19 protein-coding genes are annotated in these 20041 nt (G+C 52.0%); 8 read left to right on the forward strand and 11 right to left on the reverse strand.

The genetic code is table 11. The features are described from left to right. Window positions 1–198, forward strand: a 198-nt coding sequence (locus A3730_RS13930; RefSeq protein ID WP_156501209.1) for a cytochrome P450, incomplete at its 5' end; no start/stop codon positions are given. A 143-nt stretch (window positions 199–341) separates the two neighbouring features. Here the strand turns inward: A3730_RS13930 and gorA are convergent. Together gorA and A3730_RS13940 are read right to left on the reverse strand one after the other, a co-directional pair. Then, window positions 342–1706: a glutathione-disulfide reductase gene (gene gorA / locus A3730_RS13935; protein WP_063520315.1), complete on the reverse strand. Its 1365-nt coding sequence runs from the start codon at window positions 1704–1706 to the stop codon at window positions 342–344. An 88-nt stretch (window positions 1707–1794) separates the two neighbouring features. Continuing rightward, a complete protein-coding gene (locus tag A3730_RS13940; RefSeq protein ID WP_063538273.1) occupies window positions 1795–3369 on the reverse strand; it encodes an FMN-binding glutamate synthase family protein in 1575 nt (524 codons plus the stop codon). A gap of 301 nt (window positions 3370–3670) precedes the next feature. On the opposite strand from A3730_RS13940, the gene A3730_RS13945 reads away from it, so the two are divergent. Then, the gene (locus A3730_RS13945) at window positions 3671–4315 is read left to right on the forward strand and encodes a lytic transglycosylase domain-containing protein (RefSeq protein ID WP_231880797.1); all 645 of its coding nucleotides are present in this window, start codon (window positions 3671–3673) and stop codon (window positions 4313–4315) included. 150 nt (window positions 4316–4465) lie between these two features. On the opposite strand, the gene A3730_RS13950 is transcribed toward A3730_RS13945, so the two are convergent. Then, window positions 4466–4762 carry a Rieske 2Fe-2S domain-containing protein gene (locus tag A3730_RS13950; RefSeq protein ID WP_063521703.1) on the reverse strand — a complete coding sequence of 99 codons (297 nt, stop codon included), beginning with the start codon at window positions 4760–4762 and terminating at the stop codon, window positions 4466–4468. An 87-nt stretch (window positions 4763–4849) separates the two neighbouring features. Then, window positions 4850–7222, reverse strand: a complete 2373-nt coding sequence (gene ppsA, locus A3730_RS13955) for a phosphoenolpyruvate synthase (RefSeq protein ID WP_063521706.1) — start codon at window positions 7220–7222, stop codon at window positions 4850–4852. A gap of 535 nt (window positions 7223–7757) precedes the next feature. Between ppsA and A3730_RS13960 the strand changes: the two genes are divergently transcribed. Together A3730_RS13960 and A3730_RS13965 are read left to right on the forward strand one after the other, a co-directional pair. Then, on the forward strand, window positions 7758–8576 hold the full coding sequence (locus A3730_RS13960) for a pyruvate, water dikinase regulatory protein (RefSeq protein ID WP_063521704.1): 819 nt from the start codon (window positions 7758–7760) through the stop codon (window positions 8574–8576). A gap of 285 nt (window positions 8577–8861) precedes the next feature. Further along, entirely contained in the window at window positions 8862–10397 is a 1536-nt protein-coding gene (locus A3730_RS13965) for a glucose-6-phosphate isomerase (RefSeq protein ID WP_063538275.1), read from the forward strand. Here the strand turns inward: A3730_RS13965 and rffA are convergent. Genes rffA through rfbB form a run of 3 tightly spaced genes read right to left on the reverse strand, consistent with a single transcriptional unit; the run spans window position 10394 to window position 13424 of the window. After that, complete coding sequence (rffA, locus tag A3730_RS13970) at window positions 10394–11548, reverse strand: dTDP-4-amino-4,6-dideoxygalactose transaminase (RefSeq protein WP_231880669.1); 1155 nt, start codon at window positions 11546–11548, stop codon at window positions 10394–10396. The two genes, A3730_RS13965 and rffA, sit on opposite strands and share 4 nt — an antisense overlap. Further along, on the reverse strand, window positions 11545–12438 hold the full coding sequence (gene rfbA, locus A3730_RS13975; RefSeq protein ID WP_363969998.1) for a glucose-1-phosphate thymidylyltransferase RfbA: 894 nt from the start codon (window positions 12436–12438) through the stop codon (window positions 11545–11547). The genes rffA and rfbA overlap by 4 nt, the downstream gene beginning before the upstream one ends. After that, on the reverse strand, window positions 12435–13424 hold the full coding sequence (rfbB, locus tag A3730_RS13980) for a dTDP-glucose 4,6-dehydratase (RefSeq protein ID WP_063520652.1): 990 nt from the start codon (window positions 13422–13424) through the stop codon (window positions 12435–12437). The genes rfbA and rfbB overlap by 4 nt, the downstream gene beginning before the upstream one ends. A 232-nt stretch (window positions 13425–13656) precedes the next feature. On the opposite strand from rfbB, the gene A3730_RS13985 reads away from it, so the two are divergent. The 4 genes from A3730_RS13985 (at window position 13657) to A3730_RS14000 (ending at window position 17067) form a co-directional block, all read left to right on the forward strand. After that, window positions 13657–14640, forward strand: coding sequence for a hypothetical protein (locus A3730_RS13985; protein WP_063520651.1), 984 nt, complete (start codon window positions 13657–13659; stop codon window positions 14638–14640). A gap of 138 nt (window positions 14641–14778) precedes the next feature. Continuing rightward, complete coding sequence (locus tag A3730_RS33075; RefSeq protein ID WP_197468721.1) at window positions 14779–15228, forward strand: aspartyl/asparaginyl beta-hydroxylase domain-containing protein; 450 nt, start codon at window positions 14779–14781, stop codon at window positions 15226–15228. After that, entirely contained in the window at window positions 15219–16187 is a 969-nt protein-coding gene (locus tag A3730_RS13995) for an NAD(P)-dependent oxidoreductase (protein ID WP_063520960.1), read from the forward strand. The genes A3730_RS33075 and A3730_RS13995 overlap by 10 nt, the downstream gene beginning before the upstream one ends. Then, complete coding sequence (locus tag A3730_RS14000) at window positions 16171–17067, forward strand: hypothetical protein (RefSeq protein ID WP_063520959.1); 897 nt, start codon at window positions 16171–16173, stop codon at window positions 17065–17067. The genes A3730_RS13995 and A3730_RS14000 overlap by 17 nt, the downstream gene beginning before the upstream one ends. Here A3730_RS14000 and A3730_RS14005 read toward each other — a convergent pair. The 4 genes from A3730_RS14005 to A3730_RS14015 all read right to left on the reverse strand — a co-directional run. Then, window positions 17064–17753: a sugar phosphate nucleotidyltransferase gene (locus A3730_RS14005; protein ID WP_082872295.1), complete on the reverse strand. Its 690-nt coding sequence runs from the start codon at window positions 17751–17753 to the stop codon at window positions 17064–17066. The two genes, A3730_RS14000 and A3730_RS14005, sit on opposite strands and share 4 nt — an antisense overlap. Then, window positions 17750–18826: a geranylgeranyl reductase family protein gene (locus tag A3730_RS29740; RefSeq protein WP_197468720.1), complete on the reverse strand. Its 1077-nt coding sequence runs from the start codon at window positions 18824–18826 to the stop codon at window positions 17750–17752. Before A3730_RS29740 ends, A3730_RS14005 begins: the two co-directional genes overlap by 4 nt. A 4-nt stretch (window positions 18827–18830) precedes the next feature. Beyond that, the gene (locus A3730_RS14010; protein WP_063520958.1) at window positions 18831–19571 is read right to left on the reverse strand and encodes an FkbM family methyltransferase; all 741 of its coding nucleotides are present in this window, start codon (window positions 19569–19571) and stop codon (window positions 18831–18833) included. Further along, on the reverse strand, window positions 19568–20041 hold a 474-nt coding region (locus tag A3730_RS14015; protein ID WP_197477484.1), incomplete at its 5' end, for a TylF/MycF/NovP-related O-methyltransferase. The genes A3730_RS14015 and A3730_RS14010, both read right to left, overlap by 4 nt.

A 20041-nucleotide genomic window follows, 5' to 3' on the forward strand; every position in this document is an offset into this window, starting at 1 on the left:
TATGCCTGGATGCCTTTTGGCGGTGGTGCCCACAAGTGCATCGGCCTGCACTTTGCCGACCTGCAAGTGAAAGCGGTTCTACACCAGGTTTTGCTCAACTATCGATGGTCGGTGCCGGAGGACTACGAAATGCCGGTGGACACCAGCAGCCTGCCGGTGCCCGCCGATGGTTTGCCGGTTACCCTGGAAAAGCTGTAGCGCTTCTGCAGGACGGGCACCTGCACCCGAAGGTCTTGTAGGAGCTTGCTTGCAAGCAAACCCCAACGGTTAACCCGCCACCCGGTTCGCCTGCAAGCAACCTCCTACAGAAGCCCAGTTTTACAGGAACGGGGCTCCGCCGGTTAGGCGGTGACTCGCACCCCCTGGCGCAGGGTTACCAGTTCTTCCGCCGCGGTTGGATGAATCCCCACGGTGCCATCAAAATCCGCCTTGGTGGCGCCCATCTTGATAGCCACCGCAAAACCCTGCGTAATCTCGGCTGAGTCTTCACCGGCCATATGCAGACCAAGCACCTTGTCGGTGGCATCGTCCACAATCAGCTTGATCAGTGAACGCTCCTGCTTGTCCCCCAGGGTATAACGCATGGGCCGGAACGCACTTTTATATACCCGCACCGCCGGCACGCGGGCCAACGCCTGTTCTTCCGTCAGGCCCACCGTGCCAATATTGGGGTGGCTGAATACGGCAGTGGCAATGTTGTGATAATCCATGGCGGCTTCAGGCTTGTGCTCCCCATAGAGTTTCGCCGCCAGCCACATGCCCTCCGCCAGTGCCACCGGGGTTAATTGCACCCGATCAATCACATCGCCAAGCGCATAAAGCCCCTCAACACTGGTCGCAAAGCCGTCATCCACCTTGATAGCACCGCCTTCTGTCATGGCCGGCGCAGCACCCTCAGCAAACAAACCATCCAGCTTGGGGATGCGCCCGGTGGCGTAGAACACTTCATCAAATACCGCCTGCTCGCCTCCTTGATAGGTAACGTGTTTTTCGCCGTTGATCGCCTCAATACTGGCAACGTCCGCATTGAATTTCAGTGTTACGCCCTGCTCCGTCATCTGCTCGGCGATAAACTCACGAATGTCCTGGTCGAACCCGCGCAGAAACAGATCACCACGGTAGACCTGCGTCACCTCACAGCCCAGGCCGTGCAGGATGCCCGCAAACTCCGTGGCAATGTAACCACCACCCACCACGGCAACACGCCTGGGCAGTGTGTCCAGATAGAACAGGTCGTCGGAGATGCGTACATGTTCACGGCCTGGCAGGTCTGGCACGAAGGGCTTGCCACCCACTGCCACCAGAATATGCCGGGCGGTCAACACGGTTTCACCGACGGAGACCTTGCCACCACCCAATACCTGCCCGTGACCTTCAAAAATCGTCACCCCGGCCTGATTCAGAATCCGCTGGTAAATACCGTTCAACCGGCTGATTTCGCGGCTTTTGTTATCACGCAATGTGGGCCAGTCAAACTCCCAGCCTGTCACGGTGTAGCCATAATCTTCAGCCAGCGCGAATTCCTGGGGGAAATGGCTGCCGTACGAAAACAGCTTCTTGGGCACGCAGCCCACATTCACACAAGTGCCACCGAAAAAGCGTTCTTCGATAATCGCAACGCTGGCGCCATGGGAAGCAGCCATGCGCGCGGCGCGCACGCCGCCAGAACCGGCACCAATTACAACAAGATCAAATTCCGTGGTCACTGAAAACTCCTCTGTGTTTTGTTCATTGTGAAGGCTGCAGCGATTAGCACAAACGCAGCCATTCGATAGCGCTTATAGGTGCCCGCCATTACGGGCCAGTTCCAATGCCCTGCCAGCGCACAAAAGGCTGTTTCTCACTGGGCCGCCCTTCACGCAGATAGATGCCGGGCTCTACCTGCGGCCACAACCGGTCAAGCGGGACAGACTCACCATTACTGCTCAGCATGCGTGCATGGTAGCGTCGCAATTGGCGTGGTTCGGCCACACCGCAGGAATGGGCAATGGTTTCCACTTCCTTCACCAGGTTGTTGTGGAAGTGCGCCACGCGCCGGGATTTTTCCGCCGGCACCAGCCCCCGCTGCAATCGCGGATTATGCGTGGTGACGCCGGTGGGGCAGGTATTGCGGTTGCACTGCAGCGCCTGAATACACCCCAGGGCGAACATATAGCCCCGGGCCGACACGCAGAAATCCGCCCCCACTGCTATTGCCCAAGCCACCATGCTCGGGGTGATCAGCTTGCCTGACGCAATAATGCGGATACGGTCTGTGAGGCCGTAGCCATCACGCAGATCCACCAGCAAAGGCAGGGATTCCACCAGATACAAGCCCACATCATCCATCAGTGACATGGGCGCCGCTCCGGTGCCGCCATCACCGCTATCGATAGTGATGAAGTCCGGCGCTGATTCCAGGCCGCGCGCATGAATGGCCAGAAACAGGTCCTCCACCCACGCCCAGGCACCGAGCACACACTTGATACCAGTGGGCTTGCCGCTCACCTCACGTACATGGGCGATCAGGTCCAGCAAATCATCCGCACTATGTACATCCGGCTGGCCGTTGGGGCTAATAGATGCCTGGCCCGCCGGAATGCCGCGAATGTCAGCAATTTCCTGAGTCACTTTGGCGGCGGGCAGAATACCGCCCTTGCCAGGTTTGGCGCCCTGGCTGAGTTTGATTTCGATCATTTTCACTTGTGGCCGCGCCGCGATTGCCGCCAGTCGCTCGTCGTTCAGGTTGCCTTCCGCATCGCGCACACCGTAACGGGCGGTGCCCACCTGAAAGACCACATCACAGCCCCCTTCCAGGTGGTAGGGAGACAATCCCCCTTCACCGGTGTTCATCCAGCAATTGGCAATGGCCGCGCCCTGGGACATCGCCTGCACCGCTGGACGGGACAATGCACCAAAGCTCATGCCCGACACATTGAAGAAACTGTGGGCCGCATAGGGCTGCTCACAGTATGGGCCAATCATCAGCGGCAAGGTCTTGGCTGCGTCTTTTTCCAGCGTCGGGTACGGACAATTCATGAAAATGACGCGCCCGGCGCCAATCTGCTTTGTAGAGCCAAACGCCATGGTATTGCTGAGATCCTTTGCCGCACGGTAAACCCAGGCACGCTGTGCCCGATTGAAGGGCAGCTCTTCGCGGTCCATGGCAAAGAAATACTGGCGGAAAAACTCACCAAGAGTCTCGAAAAAGTAGCGAAACCGGCCGATTAGCGGGTAATTACGGCGAATAGCGTGACGCTTCTGAAAAAAACGGTCCTGTAGCCATAACCCGACAGCGACCAGCGTTAGCAGCAATACCAGCAGCAGAAAACCCAGCTCCAGCCAGGCAATGGTGCTGTTCAACCAGGGCTCCAGATACTCGGGAAACATTCGCTCTCCTCGCTTGCAGTATTCACCATCGGGTGGCTTAAAGCGGAAATGTGCGCCAGCGCACTTGGGCCACCCCCGGCGCAATAGTATGATGTTCGTCCGTCGATTTTGTTACGCTTGGCGGCCAGTGTGGTCAATTCGTCTGGTGCTGGCCAGAAAGAAAAAAGAATGGCGTTATCATGGGGGTAACGCTTGGCAATAAGCCAGATCGACGGAAGAACAACAAACTAACGGTGTTCGGGGTGCCCAACAAGCGCCTTGAGGCACCAGAAAAGGGGTACGGGGTTCAATGCGGGTTTTATTGACTAAATCCTGGCTGTCCGGGGTCTTTGCAGCTGGCTGCATGCTGGGCTTCAGTGCGACGGCACAGGCAGACAATATCTACAAATACCGCTCTGCGGATGGCACCATCCTGTTCACCGACCAGGCTCAGGAACAGGTGGGGCAACAATATACCCTGCTCTCCGTTCGCAAGGGCTGGAGCTACACCCCGCGCGCCCTTTCCAACGCCCAGCGTGACCAGTACGACACCATCATTACCCAGGCGGCGACCCGCTTCCGTGTGGACCCGGCGCTAGTCAAAGCCGTTATCCACGCCGAGTCCCTGTTCAACCACAACGCTATTTCCCGGGTTGGCGCCCAGGGGCTTATGCAGCTGATGCCCGAAACTGCGGCCTACCTGAAAGTCAGCAACCCCTTTGACCCCCGCGCTAATATTACCGGCGGCACCCAGTTCATCGCCTACCTGAAAAACAAATTCTCCGATCTCGACCATATCCTGGCCGCCTACAATGCCGGTGAAGGCAATGTTCGCCGCTATGGCGGCATTCCGCCTTTCAAGGAGACCCAGGCTTACGTGAAGAAAGTGAAGCAACTGCGCCAGCGTTATGCACACCAGTTCGTGGCCGAACTTGGAGAGGAAGAAACGGTGTTTGCGTCACGGTAAGCCCTCCTGCCCCCTTCACTCAGGCCCGTCAACACCAGTGTTGGATTACGCCTTTCAGGCTAATGCAACCTACAAGACTCGGCGCTCCCAGGTTATCGGGTAGGTCTGATTAACCTGAAAGGCGTAATCAGACAACAAACCCAACGTTCATCAAATTTCCACACCCAGCCACTGCCCATCATAATCAATTCGAAACTGCTCGAGCTGATAGCTTGATGTCTGGCATTTACCGCTGCGCAGCGAAAACGTCAGCCCATGCCCCGGGCAACGCAATTGCTCATTCATCACGGTACAGCGGTCGAGCGGAAAGTCCGCGTGGGGGCAGCGGCGCTGCATCAGCCAGGTGCGACCGTCTTCATGGATCAGCAGCAACTCCTTGCGCCCCACCGTAACAGGCAGCCGCAGACCGTCGTAAAGATCCATGATGCGGATAAGTCGATGAAACATGTGCCCTCACCGGTTTCCGTAACGTAAAAAGCCCGCAGAAGCGGGCTTTTTACTGTGCTGCGAAGCAGCGGATCGGTCAAGCAGACATTAGTTGCCGTGCTTCTCCGCCAGATAGAACCAGGTATCCAGCACCGAATCCGGGTTAAGGGAAACGGAAGAGATGCCCTGCTCCATCAGCCACTTGGCCAGGTCCGGGTGATCCGACGGGCCCTGCCCACAGATCCCGATGTACTTGCCCTGTTCATTACAGGCATCGATGGCCATCTTCAGCAGCTTTTTCACCGCCGGGTCACGCTCATCAAACAGGTGGCTGACGATGCCGGAATCGCGATCCAGGCCCAGCGTCAGCTGAGTCAGGTCGTTGGAGCCGATGGAGAAGCCATCGAAGTGCTGCAGGAACTCATCCGCCAGCAAGGCGTTGGTCGGCAGCTCGCACATCATGATCACACGCAGGCCATTTTCGCCACGCTTGAGGCCGTTCTTGCCAAGCAGATCAATCACCTGCTCCGCTTCGCCCACGGTGCGCACGAACGGCACCATCAGCTCCACGTTGGTAAAGCCCATTTCGTCACGGACTTTCTTCATGGCGCGGCATTCGAGCTCGAAACAGTCGCGGAAGTTTTCGCTGATGTAACGGCTCGCACCACGGAAGCCCAGCATCGGGTTCTCTTCCCCAGGCTCATACAGCTTGCCGCCGATCAGGTTGGCGTATTCGTTGGACTTGAAATCCGACAAACGCACAATCACTTTTTCCGGGTGGAACGCTGCCGCCAGCGTAGAAACGCCTTCGACCAGCTTCTCCACGTAGAAATCCACCGGATCACCATAACCGGCTGTCCGTTTGTCTACGTTTTGCTTGACGTCCTGGGGCATGGAATCGTAGTTCAGCAGTGCCTTGGGATGCACACCGATCATGCGGTTGATGATGAACTCCAGGCGGGCCAGGCCCACGCCCTGATTCGGCAGGCCGGCGAAATCAAAAGCCCGGTCCGGGTTGCCCACGTTCATCATGATCTTGAACGGCAGCTTGGGCATGGACTCGATAGAGTTGCGCTGAATATCAAACTCCAGCTGGCCTTCGTAGATCTTGCCGGTATCGCCTTCTGCGCAAGAGGCCGTGACTTCCTGACCATCCTTCAGGAGTTCAGTAGCATCGCCACAACCCACGATGGCCGGCACACCCAGTTCACGGGCAATAATGGCCGCGTGACAGGTACGACCGCCACGGTTGGTAATAATGGCCGCGGCACGCTTCATCACCGGCTCCCAATCCGGGTCGGTCATGTCCGTCACCAGTACATCACCGGGCTGGACCTTATCCATTTCCTTGATGCTGGTCACAATGCGTACTTTACCGGCGCCAATCCGCTGGCCGATGGAACGCCCTTCCACCAGTACTTTGCCGGTTTGCTTGAGCAGGTAGCGCTCCATCACGTTCACGTCGGAACGGCTTTTCACGGTTTCCGGACGGGCCTGAACGATGTACAGCTTGCCATCGTCGCCATCCAGCGCCCATTCGATATCCATGGGCATGCCGTAGTGCTTTTCAATTTCAATCGCCTGGCGGGACAGATTCTCGACCTGTGCGTCAGTCAGGCAATAGCGGATGCGTTCATCTTTGTCCACGTCCACGATTTCAACGGACTTGCCCGCGCTACCTTCAGCGCCGTAGATCATTTTCTGCATCTTGCTGCCCAGATTGCGGCGCAGTACAGCAGGTTTCTTGTTCAGCAGGGTTTTCTTGTGGACGTAGAACTCATCCGGGTTAACCGCACCCTGCACGACCATCTCGCCCAAACCGTAGGAAGCAGTGATGAATACCACGTCCTTGAAGCCGGATTCGGTATCCATGGAGAACATCACGCCCGCAGCGCCCGTCTCGGAGCGCACCATGCGCTGCACACCGGCAGACAGGGCGACCAGCTTGTGGTCAAAGCCCTGGTGGACGCGGTAACTGATGGCGCGGTCGTTAAACAGGGAAGCGAACACTTCTTTGACCGCGATCATGACGCTGTCCACGCCACGAATATTCAGGAAGGTTTCCTGCTGGCCAGCGAAAGACGCATCGGGCAGATCTTCTGCCGTCGCTGAAGAACGCACCGCCACCGGCAGGTCTGCGTTGCCTTCGCCAATCTGGGCATACGCATCACGGATCGCCTTGTCCAGCGCAGGCTGGAACGGAGCATCAACCACCCATCGACGGATCTCTTCGCCGGTCTTGGCCAGCGCGACTACATCTTCAACGTCCAGCGCAGACAGCGCTTCGTTGATCTTCTGGGTCAGGTTGTTGTGCTCAAGGAATTCACGGAAGGCTTCAGCGGTAGTAGCAAAGCCACCGGGAACGGAGACACCCGCTGCCGACAGATTGCTGATCATTTCGCCCAGGGATGCGTTCTTGCCGCCTACGTGCTCAACGTCATCTTTACCCAGGTCCTGAAACCAGACTACATATTCCGCCAAGGTCATCTCCTTTTACGTATTACCGGTTGGTTTGTTGGCCAAAGCAGGTCGGCACACCTTGTGCCGAAAACGCTATAAATAGCGCCATAACAAGTTCGCTGCACAAGGTGCCGGATCAAATCGAGCCGACATTCTACTCAAAACCGAAACAGTTTGCCTGCCCCCTCTTTCAGATTTGGACGGTATTTGGGTATCACTTTCGTCAACACCCCGCCTCCCCCCAAGTCGCGCACCACAAGAAAGCGCTATCTCACTGAAATAAAAGAGGTATTTCTGCCAATCAAGATTTGTCGAGCGCAGTGTAATGTCTGCGTCCTGTGCGGACAACGCATGACGCTACAACCCCTCTGACAGATCGGCCAATCCCTGCAGATAGCACTGGTCGCACAGCGATACAGCGTCTAGACTGGCTCCATTCAAAACAATGACTTACCCGTAGGAGCGGGGCTTGAGCCGCGAATGGTTGGAGCCCACCCCGCCAAGACTGTTCGCGGCTCAAGCCCCGCTCCTACCGCAAAGAAAACGGGCAGACCCAATGAAACGAAGCGCTTTCTACCTTTCTGATGGCACCGGTATTACCGCGGAAACCCTTGGCCACAGCATGCTGAGCCAGTTCGGGGATATCGAATTTGTGCAGATCACCCTGCCCTTCGTGCAATCCGATGAGCAGACTCGCGAAGCCGTGGCCCGCATTAACAAGGCCGCAGAGGAGGATGGCGCCAAGCCGGTAGTCTTCTCGACACTGGTCAACACCGACCATCGCGCCATCCTGCATAGCTGTGACGCCCTGATTCTCGACCTGTTCGGCGCTTTTCTTCGTCCGCTGGAAGACGAGCTTGGGGTACGCTCCAATCACAAAATCAACCAGAGCCACGCCATCCGCGACGCCGAATCCTATCGAATCCGTATTAACGCTGTGCATTTTGCGCTGGATAACGATGATGGCGCCCGCACCCGGCACTACGACCAGGCCGATATTATCCTCATTGGCGTCTCCCGCTCCGGCAAGACCCCCACCTGCCTCTACCTGGCATTGCAGTTCGGGCTATTCACCGCCAACTACCCGCTCACCGAAGACGACTTCGACGACCTGCGCCTGCCCAAGGCCCTGATGGAGCACAAACACAAGCTCTTCGGCCTCACCATCGACGCCGACCGCCTCAGCGCCATCCGCAGCGAACGCAAAGCAGGCAGCAAGTACGCATCCCCGCGCCAATGCGACATGGAATTACGGGCCCTGGAAGCCATGTACAACAAGCACAACATTCCGTATCTGGACGCGACAGAGTTGTCGATTGAGGAGATCAGTACGCGGGTGTTGGCGATGAAGGGGTTGAAGCGGCGGCTGCAGTAGCCTGTATTGTAGGAGCTTGCTTGCAAGCGAACTCCCACAGCGAATCCAGACCGGGGAATAGCCTTCATGCAGCCTTGCTCGAACCCACCTTGCCGCCCCTGCTTCATGCCCCCCGGCGCGTGGGCATGAAGCCCAGAGACAACAAGAACTATGGCTAGCTTCCGCTCCCTTGCCCACTCTGCCTATTAATTAGGCCCCCAACAACAGGGGAATCGGAGACCTTATAGGCAAATCCCCCCCCGCAACGGTAGACTAACTTCCTTCGTCCTTGCTACAGACACTACAGTGAAGCATAAGCCATTACACAAAAAGTCCGATAAGGACGCCCTTTACAGCGCTCTTGCCAAGCATGCAAAAGAGATGGGCAGCCTGAGCCTTTTGCAGCTGCATAGTGCGGATTCTCAACGCGAGAGTGCACTTTGCTGGAAGCTCGGACCATTACAATTAGATATGAGCTTGCAGAGGCTGAACTCTCAAACCCTGGGGTTACTAGCCCGGCTGGCAGAACTAGAGGCGGTGGGTGCCGAGATTCATAAGCTGTTTAGTCGAGACTCCATTTCAGCATCAAAGCCAGGAGGGCACTGGCTACTGCGGCAACACAACGATGCCCAGCAGTTTCAAAACGAGATTGACGAAATACGCCTCGAAATTTCCCGGATGTCGAAATTGGCCAGTGAGATCAATACAGGCCAATGGAGAGGGTCAACAGGCCTATCAATAACCAACATTGTGTATTTGGCCAGTGGCGGGCCGTCAACAGTCGCACAATTTACTCATCACGCCTTATGGCGGGAGAGCGACTCCATTAAGGTCGATTTCGCGTCAACACTCGATGGAATGCAGCTCTATCGACTTTTCAGTGAGCTCCCTCCTGAGCAAACACTGTTTATTTTTGCCTCAAAATCTTTCGCCACAGTGGACACGCATGCCAACTTTCAACTTGCTCGTGACTGGCTGATCGAGCGGCTCGGGCAAGGCTCAGATCTGAGCAAACACTTTATCGGCATATCATCCTCCCCAGACAGCATGACCGAGGCAGGAATTCCGCAAAAAAACCAGTTACGCGTCTGGGACTGGGTCGGAGGAAGGTTTTCCAGCTGCTCTGCGTTTTCATTTCCTGTATTGCTAACAAAAGGGGCCAACTTCTACAGAAAAATGCTGAAAGGGGCCGAGACTGTAGATCATCATTTCAGAACCGCACGGCTAGAAGAAAACATCCCCGTTCTGATGGCACTAGTTGATGTCTGGAACCGCAACTTCCTGAGTATTCAGAACCGAATTCTTCTCCCCTATGACAGCCGCCTGAATCTCCTGCCACGCTTTGCAAGCCAGCTGGAGCTTGAAAGTTGCGGAAAATCCTCATCTGCAGAATCAGAAAAGCTGAGGACCGCCGGCATGGTGCTGGGAGAATCCGGACTGGATGCCCGACATAGTCTGCATGAGTACATCCACAATGGCAGTGACTCCTGCTGCTGTGAGTTCATACTCAGTAAAGCCCCCCCAACTCTTCCATCCGAAAAGTTTCAAAGGCAAATAAACAGCCGACATGAGACCTGCAACAAACTCTGTTACGCCACTGCCAAGCAGTTTGCGTTCGAGGATACGCGGGAACAATCGAGCCGCCGCATACCTGGGACGCCTTCAACCATCATAGCGCTCGACAATATCGACCCAGAATCACTGGGTGCACTCATTGCCCTCTACGAGCATAGAACCTTTGTTCAGTCAGTATTGTGGAAGGTTGACCCTTTCAATCAAAAAGCGGTCGATCGGGACAAGATGATGAGCAGCCGCGTCTATAACGAAATCACACACGATTAAAAACGCTTGATCAATTCGATCAGGCTCTCTATCACGTACGCTTGCTCCGCTTCGTCTAACGCATAGTGGATAGGCAGCCTGAGCAACCCATTACTGACCTTTATCGTATGCTTATGATCACCACTCACCCTACCAAATTTCCGTCCTCCCGGAGAAAGGTGTAATGGTTCATAGTGAGTCTGAGCCATGATGCCAAGGCCTAAAAGTTGGCTTAGGAGCTTATCCCGGAGAGCTTTGTTATCACACCGTAGATAAAATAGGTGCCCATTGTGCTGACAGCCTTCTGGAACGGCAGGAAGATAGATTCCATGACTAAAGCACACACCTTCTAACTCTTGAAAATAGCGCTCCCAGAGCATTACTCGGCGCCTGTTGACCTTCTCAGCCTGACTTAACTGGGCAGACAAAGCAGCAGACTGAACTTCACTCGGCAAATAGCTACTGCCTATATCTAACCAGCAATAACGATCCACTGCCCCACGAGAAAACGCCTCTCGGTTTGTGCCTTTCTCCCGGATTATGCTTGCTCGATCAGTGAGCTCAGCACGACTAATCAGCAAAGCCCCCCCCTCCCCTCCACTGGTGTAATTCTTGGTCGCGTGAAAGCTGTACGCGCCTAGATGCCCGATCCCGCCCAATGGCCTTTCTTTATAGGTTGCCATCATCGCTTGAGCCGCGTCTTCAATTACCCACAGACCATAGCGCTCAGCAATAGCCATGATTGCATCCATCTCACAGCTCACGCCCGCATAGTGAACAGGCACAATCCCCTTGGTTTTTGGGGTTATTGCCTGCTCTATGAGGCGCTCATCAAGGTTACAGGTGTCCAGGCGAACATCGACAAAAACGGGGGTAGCTCCCCGTAACACGAAGGCATTAGCAGTGCTGACAAAAGTCCAGGACGGCATGATAACCTCATCCCCTGGCTGGATATCAACAAGTAGAGCAGCCATCTCCAGCGCATGGGTGCACGATGGGGTGAGTAGGCTTGAACTGGTATTGGCATGGCGGGACAACCAAGCCTCACAGCGTTTGGTATACCTACCGCCTCCTGCAAGCTCCCCGTAAGCTAGCGCCTGAGCAATAGCATCGCTTTCACAGCCAAGCACTAAAGGGCGATTAAAAGGAACATACATAACGATATTCGTCACTTTGTCTGCAGCAGGCTTATAAGGTATCCACTGTATTCCGTCTTACCGAGTTGCCAGATAAGCTTTTCGAGCTTCTCAGAGGTAATCCAACCGGAACACCATGCGATTTCTTCGAGACATGCGATCTTGAGCCCTTGACGTTGCTCGATGGCCTGAACCAGCGTCCCGGCTTCCAGTAAAGACTCAGGAGTCCCCGCATCCAGCCAGACAAAACCCCGCCCCAGCACTTCCGCCTGGAGAGTTCCTTGTGCCTGATAAGCCTTGAGCACATCCACAATCTCTTTCTCGCCACGCGAGGACGGCCGGACTTCTTTGGCAAGATCCAAAACATCGTTATCGAAAAAATAAAGCCCAGTCACTGCCAGATTAGAGAAAGCCTCCGCCGGTTTTTCCTCCAATCGTAAGACCTGGCCTGCCGCTCCCAGTGAAACAACACCAAATCGCTCAGGCTCTTTCACCGGGTAAGCGAACAGTGTCGCCCCCCGCTGCCGAGCAGCAACCGCCTGTAACTGCGGAGTGAAGCCCTGCCCATAGAAAATATTGTCACCTAGAACGAGACACACAGGGGAATCGCCAATGAATTCAGCAGCAATCTCAAAAACCTCCGCAATCCCACCGGGTTTAGCCTGCTGCGCGTACTCGAAGCGCATCCCCAAGTGACTGCCATCACCGAATAGTCGTTGATAGTTGCCGGAATCCTCCGGGGTAGTAACAATCAACACATCCCTGATCCCAGCCAGCATCAATGCCGACATAGGGTAATAAGCCATCGGCTTGTCATAGACAGGCAGCAAATGTTTGGATACACCAAGGGTTGCAGGGTGGAGTCGGGACCCTGCCCCTCCAGCCAGAAGGATCCCTTTGCGGTTTTCCCTAAATTGCATTGTCATGGTAAATAAAATGCCACCGTATCACGCAGCCCTTGCTCAAACGACACCTGCGGGCGCCAGCCCAAAGCCTGCATCTTGCTGCTATTCAAGGCATAACGCCAGTCATGGCCGGCGCGGTCTGCCACATGACGAATCAGTGATGCATGGCCTCCAGCCGGAGCTGAAGCCGGCCTCAAGCCATCGAGATGTGCACAAATGGCATTCACCAGACATAGGTTCGTCAGCTGACAGTCTGCACCAATATTGTAGTGCTCTCCCAGCTTACCCTGCTCCAGCAAACACCATAATGCCTTAACGTGATCGTCAACATGTAACCAGTCACGCACCTGTTCCCCGCTTCCATACAGCGGGATTGTATCGCCTGCCAATGCGCACTGTATCACCCGCGGGATCAGCTTCTCTGGATACTGCCAAGGGCCATAATTATTGCTGGCATGGGAAATCAGGGCAGGAAAGCCATAGGTGTGCACCCAGGCGTCCACTAGATGATCCGCTGCAGCCTTACTCGCCGCATAGGGTGAGCCGGGATGCCAGGGATCACCTTCCTGTGCTGCCGCCCCTTTAGGCCCTAAGTCACCGTACACCTCATCAGTGGATACTTGCAGAAAACGAAACGGGCGCGAACCAGCTCGCACTTGAAGCCAGCTGCGGCAAGCTTCGAGCAAGGTCAGGGTGCCCTGGATATTAGTGCGCGAGAACTCCATAGGGGCTGTGATGGAACGGTCCACATGGGATTCCGCTGCAAAGTTGATCAATGCACAAGGCTGGTGTTCCTCCAGCAATTTCGACACCAAATCAGCATTGTTTATGTCACCTTTGACAAAGTAATAACCCCCATCGCCTTCCACGCAAGCCAGTGCTTGAGGCTGAGCGGCATAGGTGAGAGCATCGAGATTGACGATAGTAGCCTTGGTATTGGCCAAGGCCCAGCGGATAAAGGCGCTGCCGATGAAACCACAGCCCCCTGTAACAAGCAGAGACTTCATTCTGACTACCGACGTCCTAGAGAAATTCCATTGCCGCAAAGACTACCAAGATCCTCGAAGTATCCATGATCCCTCCTGCTGCCATCGCGATTCAAACAGGATAGACTAGCCCAAAAGGTGTAGCGGACATATACGCACTCAAAACATAACAATGGGTTATCAAAAATCTAATAATGATAACCACTGCATATGACCATGATCGAGAGCCACCAAGAGCATCAGGATAAGAAACATGAAAGCCTCGTTGCGGCCAACTAGAACCACAGAGTTCCATCAGGCAAACCAGATTCAGGCGCTTGATCTAACCCCCCTAGCCATTTACACCCGCTATCGTGGCCATCCACAGCTTTGCCAAGAAGACCACCAACGTCTGTTCCGATATGAATTGATGTCGACTGTCAAAGCTGATGGTGTTTGCTCCACGATCAATGACCAAAATGGCGTTATCGCCGCTTGCGCTATCAAACCTCTAGACTGGGATACCCAACACTTTGGCCTACCCATGGCGAGAATGAGCTTGGCTGCAGCCCCGACGTGCCCCCCATCGGCCCTGAGCAATTTACTCCGCGACACCATCAATAAGATGAGGCAGGAAACCTCCATACTGCACACCTCATGCGAGGTGGATATCGACGACTACTTATGCCTGAATGCCTTGCTCGGCCTAGGAGCGGAGATTCTGGATATCAAACGCGAGTACCGCTGGAGATCCCTCAAAGGCATCAAGCCACCTAAATTCTTGTCATTGGTTCGCGAGTATAGAGAAGACGACAGATCGCAGTGCTTGGCACTAATGGCCGGGGTATATTTCGAGAGTCGCTTCTCCCGCGATATTTCGCTACCAGAAGCCAAAACCACTAGGCTTTACGAGATATGGCTTGAAAAAATCCTTAACAATACCGAACGAGGAAGAATCGCCTTGGTCATGGAAAAAGGTTGCCGTGTACAAGCCTGCGGTGCGATTGAACGACATGATCTGAGCTACGCGGGCATAGGCGCTCAAATAATGGGCAACGGGATATACCTTTCATCCCGAAAGGCAACAGGGTGTTACTATCCAATCATTTACAGCTTGGCAGAACGCTCATTATCCCAATTTAAGAGCGCTCAAACCTGTGTATCGCTGAACAATCGAGCGGCCACAAGAGTACTTGAAAGAATGAATGCAGGCACAAGTTCAACTCGATATGCCCTGAGACTTTTTTTCCCATCCTGACGCCAAGACGAAATGTTTATACCTACATCGCAATTCACTTTTCTTCAAACCATAAGACGCCAGCATAAAAAAATTGCTTGCGAATTCAGGCGCGCATACAAAGAAAGCCAGTACATACAAGAAATCGTGAATGCCGGAATGGGAATTGATACACATCTAAAAAATTGGGTCTTCGAGAACGGACTACGCGAAGATCAAGCCGGCTACAATGTTCGCCAAGGGGATCATACGGCCTTAGTAATCTATAAAAAAGGGGAAACTATAACCGAAATAGAAGCGATGAATCTTTTACCTTTAACAACGTCTCTACTTGATAAAGTTCCCGGGGTTTTTTTTGCTGCAATATCAGTCCTTGGGCCTAATGCAACTCTGAAAGAGCACACGCACACCAGGCAGCATTATGTCTACCATCTCTTACTGGAGGACCTAATTAACGGTTGCTGCGAGATGCAATGTAACGGTCATAAGAAAGAGTTACGTAATGCAGGAGACGAGATAATGTTTGACTACAGTTATAGACACAGCGTCAAAAACCATGCTCAGAATCGTCGAATAAACCTTATGATTGATTTTCTTCCATGCAAATGAAAAGCCGAAAAATTCTCATCACCGGCGGGTCAGGCCTGATAGGTACGCACCTCAGTAAACGGCTGCTTGCTGAAGGGGCTGACGTCATCAGCCTCGCCAGAAACCACCCATTTCAAGCGCATGGCGAGATTCAAATTGAAGGTGATATCCGCGATACTGGATTACTGGAAGAAGTGTTTACCCGTCATAAGCCCACAGACTTGGTTCACTTGGCCGCCCAACCCATCGTCGGCAATGCTCTATCTGATACAGAATCCACTTTTGACATCAATATTCGTGGCACCTGGCTACTGCTCGAGGCCGCTCGGCGGTACGGGAAATTGCGTTCTATAATTGTAGCCTCCTCTGATAAAGCCTATGGCCAACACCAAAAGCAGCCCTACCAAGAGGATTTTGAGCTCAAAGCACAATACCCCTACGATCTCAGCAAACAAGCTACTGAGCAACTCGCCCTAAGCTACTTCCATACGCATGCTCTTCCCGTCACCATTACCCGCTGTGGCAACACCTTCGGAGCCTATGACTTAAACTTCAGCCGCATCATACCCGGAACCATTGCCTCATGCCTAAAAAACCAAGACATCATTATCCGCAGCTCTGGCCTGCTCCAACGCTGCTACATTTATGCAACTGATGTTGCAGATGCTTACCTACAACTGCTGACTGCACCACAAAACAGGGTGCATGGGCAGGCTTTCAACATAGGTAACCCAACCGCCATCTCTGTACTCGACATGGTGAAATTCATTCAATCTGCCATTCCTGAAAGCCGAGCGCGAGTAATTATTAAGAACCAGAATTTTGGTGAAATCACATATCAGTCACTTGATTGCAGAAAAATCGCCAAGGTTCTCGGCTGGGAGCCAAAGACCCCTCTACATCAGGCTCTAGTTGAGACTATTAATTGGTATCAAGAACACGGCATTTACCATAGAGATACCAATGACTACGATCAATAACGCCCCAGTTGTACTCTTTACTTACAGAAAACGACAATTCCTGGAGGAAATTTTCCAGGCAATAAAATCTTACTCTCCCCCTAGGTTATATGTAGTTAGTAATCTATATTCATCTGAAGAGGAAAGACTTACCGTCGAGGCAATTAGACACAGCATCAGTCAATGGCAATTACCAGGCGAGATTATCTACCTTTTCCAAGATCAGCATCTTCTCATCAATGACTCTATACATAACGGGCTCGATCATGTCTTTAGCATTGAGGAAAGCGCCATCGTACTGGAAGACGATACCGTACCCTCCTCATCTTTTTTTGATTTTTGCAATAGAATGTTGGCGCGTTATGAAAACGCTGAGGAAATAGGAAGCATCATTGGCTGCAACCTTGGGGCGAGCAATAGAGAAAACAAAGCATACATAGTCCCTTTTGCTTTTTTTTACTGGGGCTGGGCCACATGGGCGGAAAAATGGCAAACTTTACGTAACTCCCCCCTTCCTTATGGAAAAAAAGACAACGGAGTAATTGATAAACTGCAGAACCCAAACAGCCTACTTACTCCCTTTTTTGAACGTCTGGATGACCGATGCACCTGGGATTTGCGCTGGGGTTGGAAACAGGCTCTACACGATATGGAGGCTATTATTCCAGGGAAAAACCTGGTACAGAATAAGGGATTTGTTAAAGAAGGCTCTTATATCAGATTTACGGATTCAAGCTTTATAAAAATCGAGGCAACCGACTCTCCAACCCCAGCAAAAGCGAAGAAAGACCCTGTTTTTTCTAGAAATTACGAACACCAATCCGCAAAGCTACTCACAGAGATACTTACTCACAGAGGCGAGTTAGAGAAATACAAAATGTCAAAGAGTCATAATTCTTAAAGCGTCGGCAACTCCATCGAATTCAATCTAACAACATCTTTATAAGTATCCATACTCTGCCAGAAACCCTTATGGAAATATGCACCAAGCTCCCCTTTGTCAACAAGGGAAGGCAGCACATCAGTTTCAAAATCACTGTCTAAATCAAGTTTCTTTAAAACCTCGGTCGAAATCACAAAGAAACCACCATTTATCAGCTGAGGCATCATCGGCTTTTCGATAAAAGAAATGACAGAGGCACTATCATCAACATCTAGTAAACCGAACGGCAGCCGGGGCTGTACGGCGGTCAAAGTCACACCTTTACCAGAAGAAATATGCTGGTCTACCAAGGCATCGACGTTCAGATTGGCGATTCCATCTCCATATGTAGCCAAGACGTTTTTCTCATTTTTAAATAAATGCGATGCAATAGCCAAGCGACCACCTGTAGGAGTATCCTCCCCCGTCTGAAGCACCTTTATTAAAACGCTGCCACCCTTATATCGATCAGCAAACTGCCGAAAAGCCAGTTCATTTGCTCCAACCAACAATACAAACTCAGACACCCCATAAAGACAATAATGATGAATTATATGTTCAAGGATAGGCTTGCCCTGTACTTCCACTAATGGCTTTGGGGTATTCCCAAAGCAGCCTTTCATACGCAGCCCTTGTCCACCACATAAAATCACTGCTTTCATCATCTTTTCTCTGAATCTACCAATGACATGGATGCGCGCATTGCCTGACTATTAAGCCGTGCCGCGAACAAAGGGTAGGAAACGCCTAACGTGGGGTAAATAAGCCTAGAGAAAGCTCTATTTAGACCGCATCTACGTAGATACCTAGAGGAGGTAGCACGATAATTATTCACAACATCGCCCCCTATCAGTACTGATTTAGCGGCAAGCTGCCCCGTAAGTATTGCACCATAAATACCTTCACCACTTGAGGCATAAGTAAACCCTCCTGCATCACCGACAAACAAAACTCTTCCGCTGCCCATACTTTTCTTTGAGCATGAAATTGCGATGGGGAAGCCACGAATATCCGAAAGATTTACCTCTCCCAACGAAATCTGAGCATATTGCTTAAGGGCTGGACGATTTACAAATCGGGAATGGCGACTATTCCAGGAATACAAACCAACGTTGTAGTGATCCCCTTTTGGAAATACCCAGCCATACCCTCCAGGAGAAAAACCGAAATCAACTTTTGTTCTAATTTCTTGAGTATTAACTTCGTTCGCATCAACGTCGGCTTCAATAGCTACCCCAAAAGCCCCCTTCGGTCGACCGGAGATCAAACGCCGTATAGTACTCCCCGCACCATCCGCCGCAACCAGGTAGTTGCCCTTAATTCTGAGGCCAGGATAGATTAGCTCAACAGCATCCCTACGAAGCTCAATTCCACTAATTTCTGGTAGTACAAAGTACTGACATTCGGTACTCAATGCTGCTTCGATCCCAAGACTATCGAACTCGGCTCGTTTAGTCATTAATGCGATTGGCTCTTCCGCTTTAATGATAACCGGCTTTTTATCTTTATAGGACAGTCTCAGCTCGTTAACCTTTTCACGAACAACAGTAGTGAAGTCATAATCAAGTAAACGCACGGCTCCAGCGGAAAGTCCACCAGCGCAAGGCTTGCTTCTTGGGAATCGTGTTTTTTCGATCAATGCTACGCGAGCACCACCTGCTGTGAGTGTACGTACAGAAGCCACACCCGCTGGCCCGCCTCCGACAACTATCACGTCTACCTTTACAGATTTTGTCACGATATCAATCCACTCGAATGAATTTCAAAATACTGTTCCCTGAAGTTTCAGGATACGCAGGGTGAGCACATTCCTCATCAACCATCTCCATAAGAAAGCCATGTCTTTTGAAAACAGTGAGGAATTCATCGAACGAGTATTTCTGCTTAACCCAGTGATGGTATTCGATAACAAAGGTTTTAACTTTTCTTAATTTCCCTGACTCTACAAGGCTCGATATCACATTGCTTTCTCCGCCTTCAATATCAACCTTCATAAAGTCTACGCCATTATCCAAACAAGGCAGCTCAGCTGCAGCCATACTCTCTACAATAATACGCCTTCTTGCCAAAGCATTTTCAAAGGTCGAGCAGACGGGAATGTTTTCTAAAGAATCAGGGAAAACAAAAAAATCGGTGGAGCCCGTTGTATCCGTAATGGCCTTTTCCACAAGATCAATTCCGGTCAGACCGAGAAAATTGATATTTTTTCTTGCCACGCTGGCCGACAGAGGATCCGCTTCAAAAGTGACGATGCGACTATCAGGATATATTGTCTTAAAATAAAGAAGCCCAAGACCGATATTGGTACCACAGTCAACAATCAGTGGCGCCTCATGAGCACATTGAAATCTGTATATTTCCTTCTCAAAAATCTCTTTTATCAAGTAGGCATCCACACTAGGTGAGTACCTGCTATGAAAATGAATTTCCTCAATACAATTTGCCAATCTAGAGTTGATCAGCTGATAAAAACCGAGTTTCATTGGCGTTTCTTCATAATTAAGGAAAACGATGAAAAGCGGTTCATGTCTATAAATTCGGCTATGTCTTTTTCTAAAACAAAATTGTCAACTGCTTGTCGGCAGTTCACCAAATTCAAATAATAATCATCCACAATAATGGTGCCACCTGGAACAACCCGATCATAAAACAGCCTCAGTGCAGACAATGTTGGCTCATAAAAATCCACATCAAGATGCAAGAGTGAAATCTTGTCTGGAACGATAGTATCGTTAGGATTAGTAATATCTCCTTTATGAAATACTACCTTAGAGTTAAGACTAAACCTTTCGAGCAAGGAAACTGCACTTTCTTCATAACATTCGGAAACATGTTGCAGACCCAACGCATCAGAAAAACGTCGATCTTCGGGCTGCGTGAGAGCCTCTGATCTACAGCCGTCGAAGGTATCATAAAGATGAAGCTCAGAGTCGATTCCATAGTCTTCCATAAG

The organism is Alcanivorax sp. HI0044 (genome assembly GCF_001634945.1).

Excerpts from the sequence above, each read along its gene's own strand:
- A3730_RS14000 (WP_063520959.1), top strand. The coding sequence starts at position 16,171 with ATGACTACGATCAATAACGCCCCAGTTGTACTCTTTACTTACAGAAAA.
- A3730_RS13995 (WP_063520960.1), top strand. The coding sequence starts at position 15,219 with ATGCAAATGAAAAGCCGAAAAATTCTCATCACCGGCGGGTCAGGCCTG.
- A3730_RS13985 (WP_063520651.1), top strand. The coding sequence starts at position 13,657 with ATGAAAGCCTCGTTGCGGCCAACTAGAACCACAGAGTTCCATCAGGCA.
- A3730_RS13940 (WP_063538273.1), bottom strand. The coding sequence starts at position 3,369 with ATGTTTCCCGAGTATCTGGAGCCCTGGTTGAACAGCACCATTGCCTGG.
- rfbA (WP_363969998.1), bottom strand. The coding sequence starts at position 12,438 with ATGACAATGCAATTTAGGGAAAACCGCAAAGGGATCCTTCTGGCTGGA.
- A3730_RS14010 (WP_063520958.1), bottom strand. The coding sequence starts at position 19,571 with ATGAAACTCGGTTTTTATCAGCTGATCAACTCTAGATTGGCAAATTGT.
- A3730_RS14005 (WP_082872295.1), bottom strand. The coding sequence starts at position 17,753 with ATGATGAAAGCAGTGATTTTATGTGGTGGACAAGGGCTGCGTATGAAA.
- A3730_RS33075 (WP_197468721.1), top strand. The coding sequence starts at position 14,779 with ATGGGAATTGATACACATCTAAAAAATTGGGTCTTCGAGAACGGACTA.
- A3730_RS13950 (WP_063521703.1), bottom strand. The coding sequence starts at position 4,762 with ATGTTTCATCGACTTATCCGCATCATGGATCTTTACGACGGTCTGCGG.
- rfbB (WP_063520652.1), bottom strand. The coding sequence starts at position 13,424 with ATGAAGTCTCTGCTTGTTACAGGGGGCTGTGGTTTCATCGGCAGCGCC.
- A3730_RS13960 (WP_063521704.1), top strand. The coding sequence starts at position 7,758 with ATGAAACGAAGCGCTTTCTACCTTTCTGATGGCACCGGTATTACCGCG.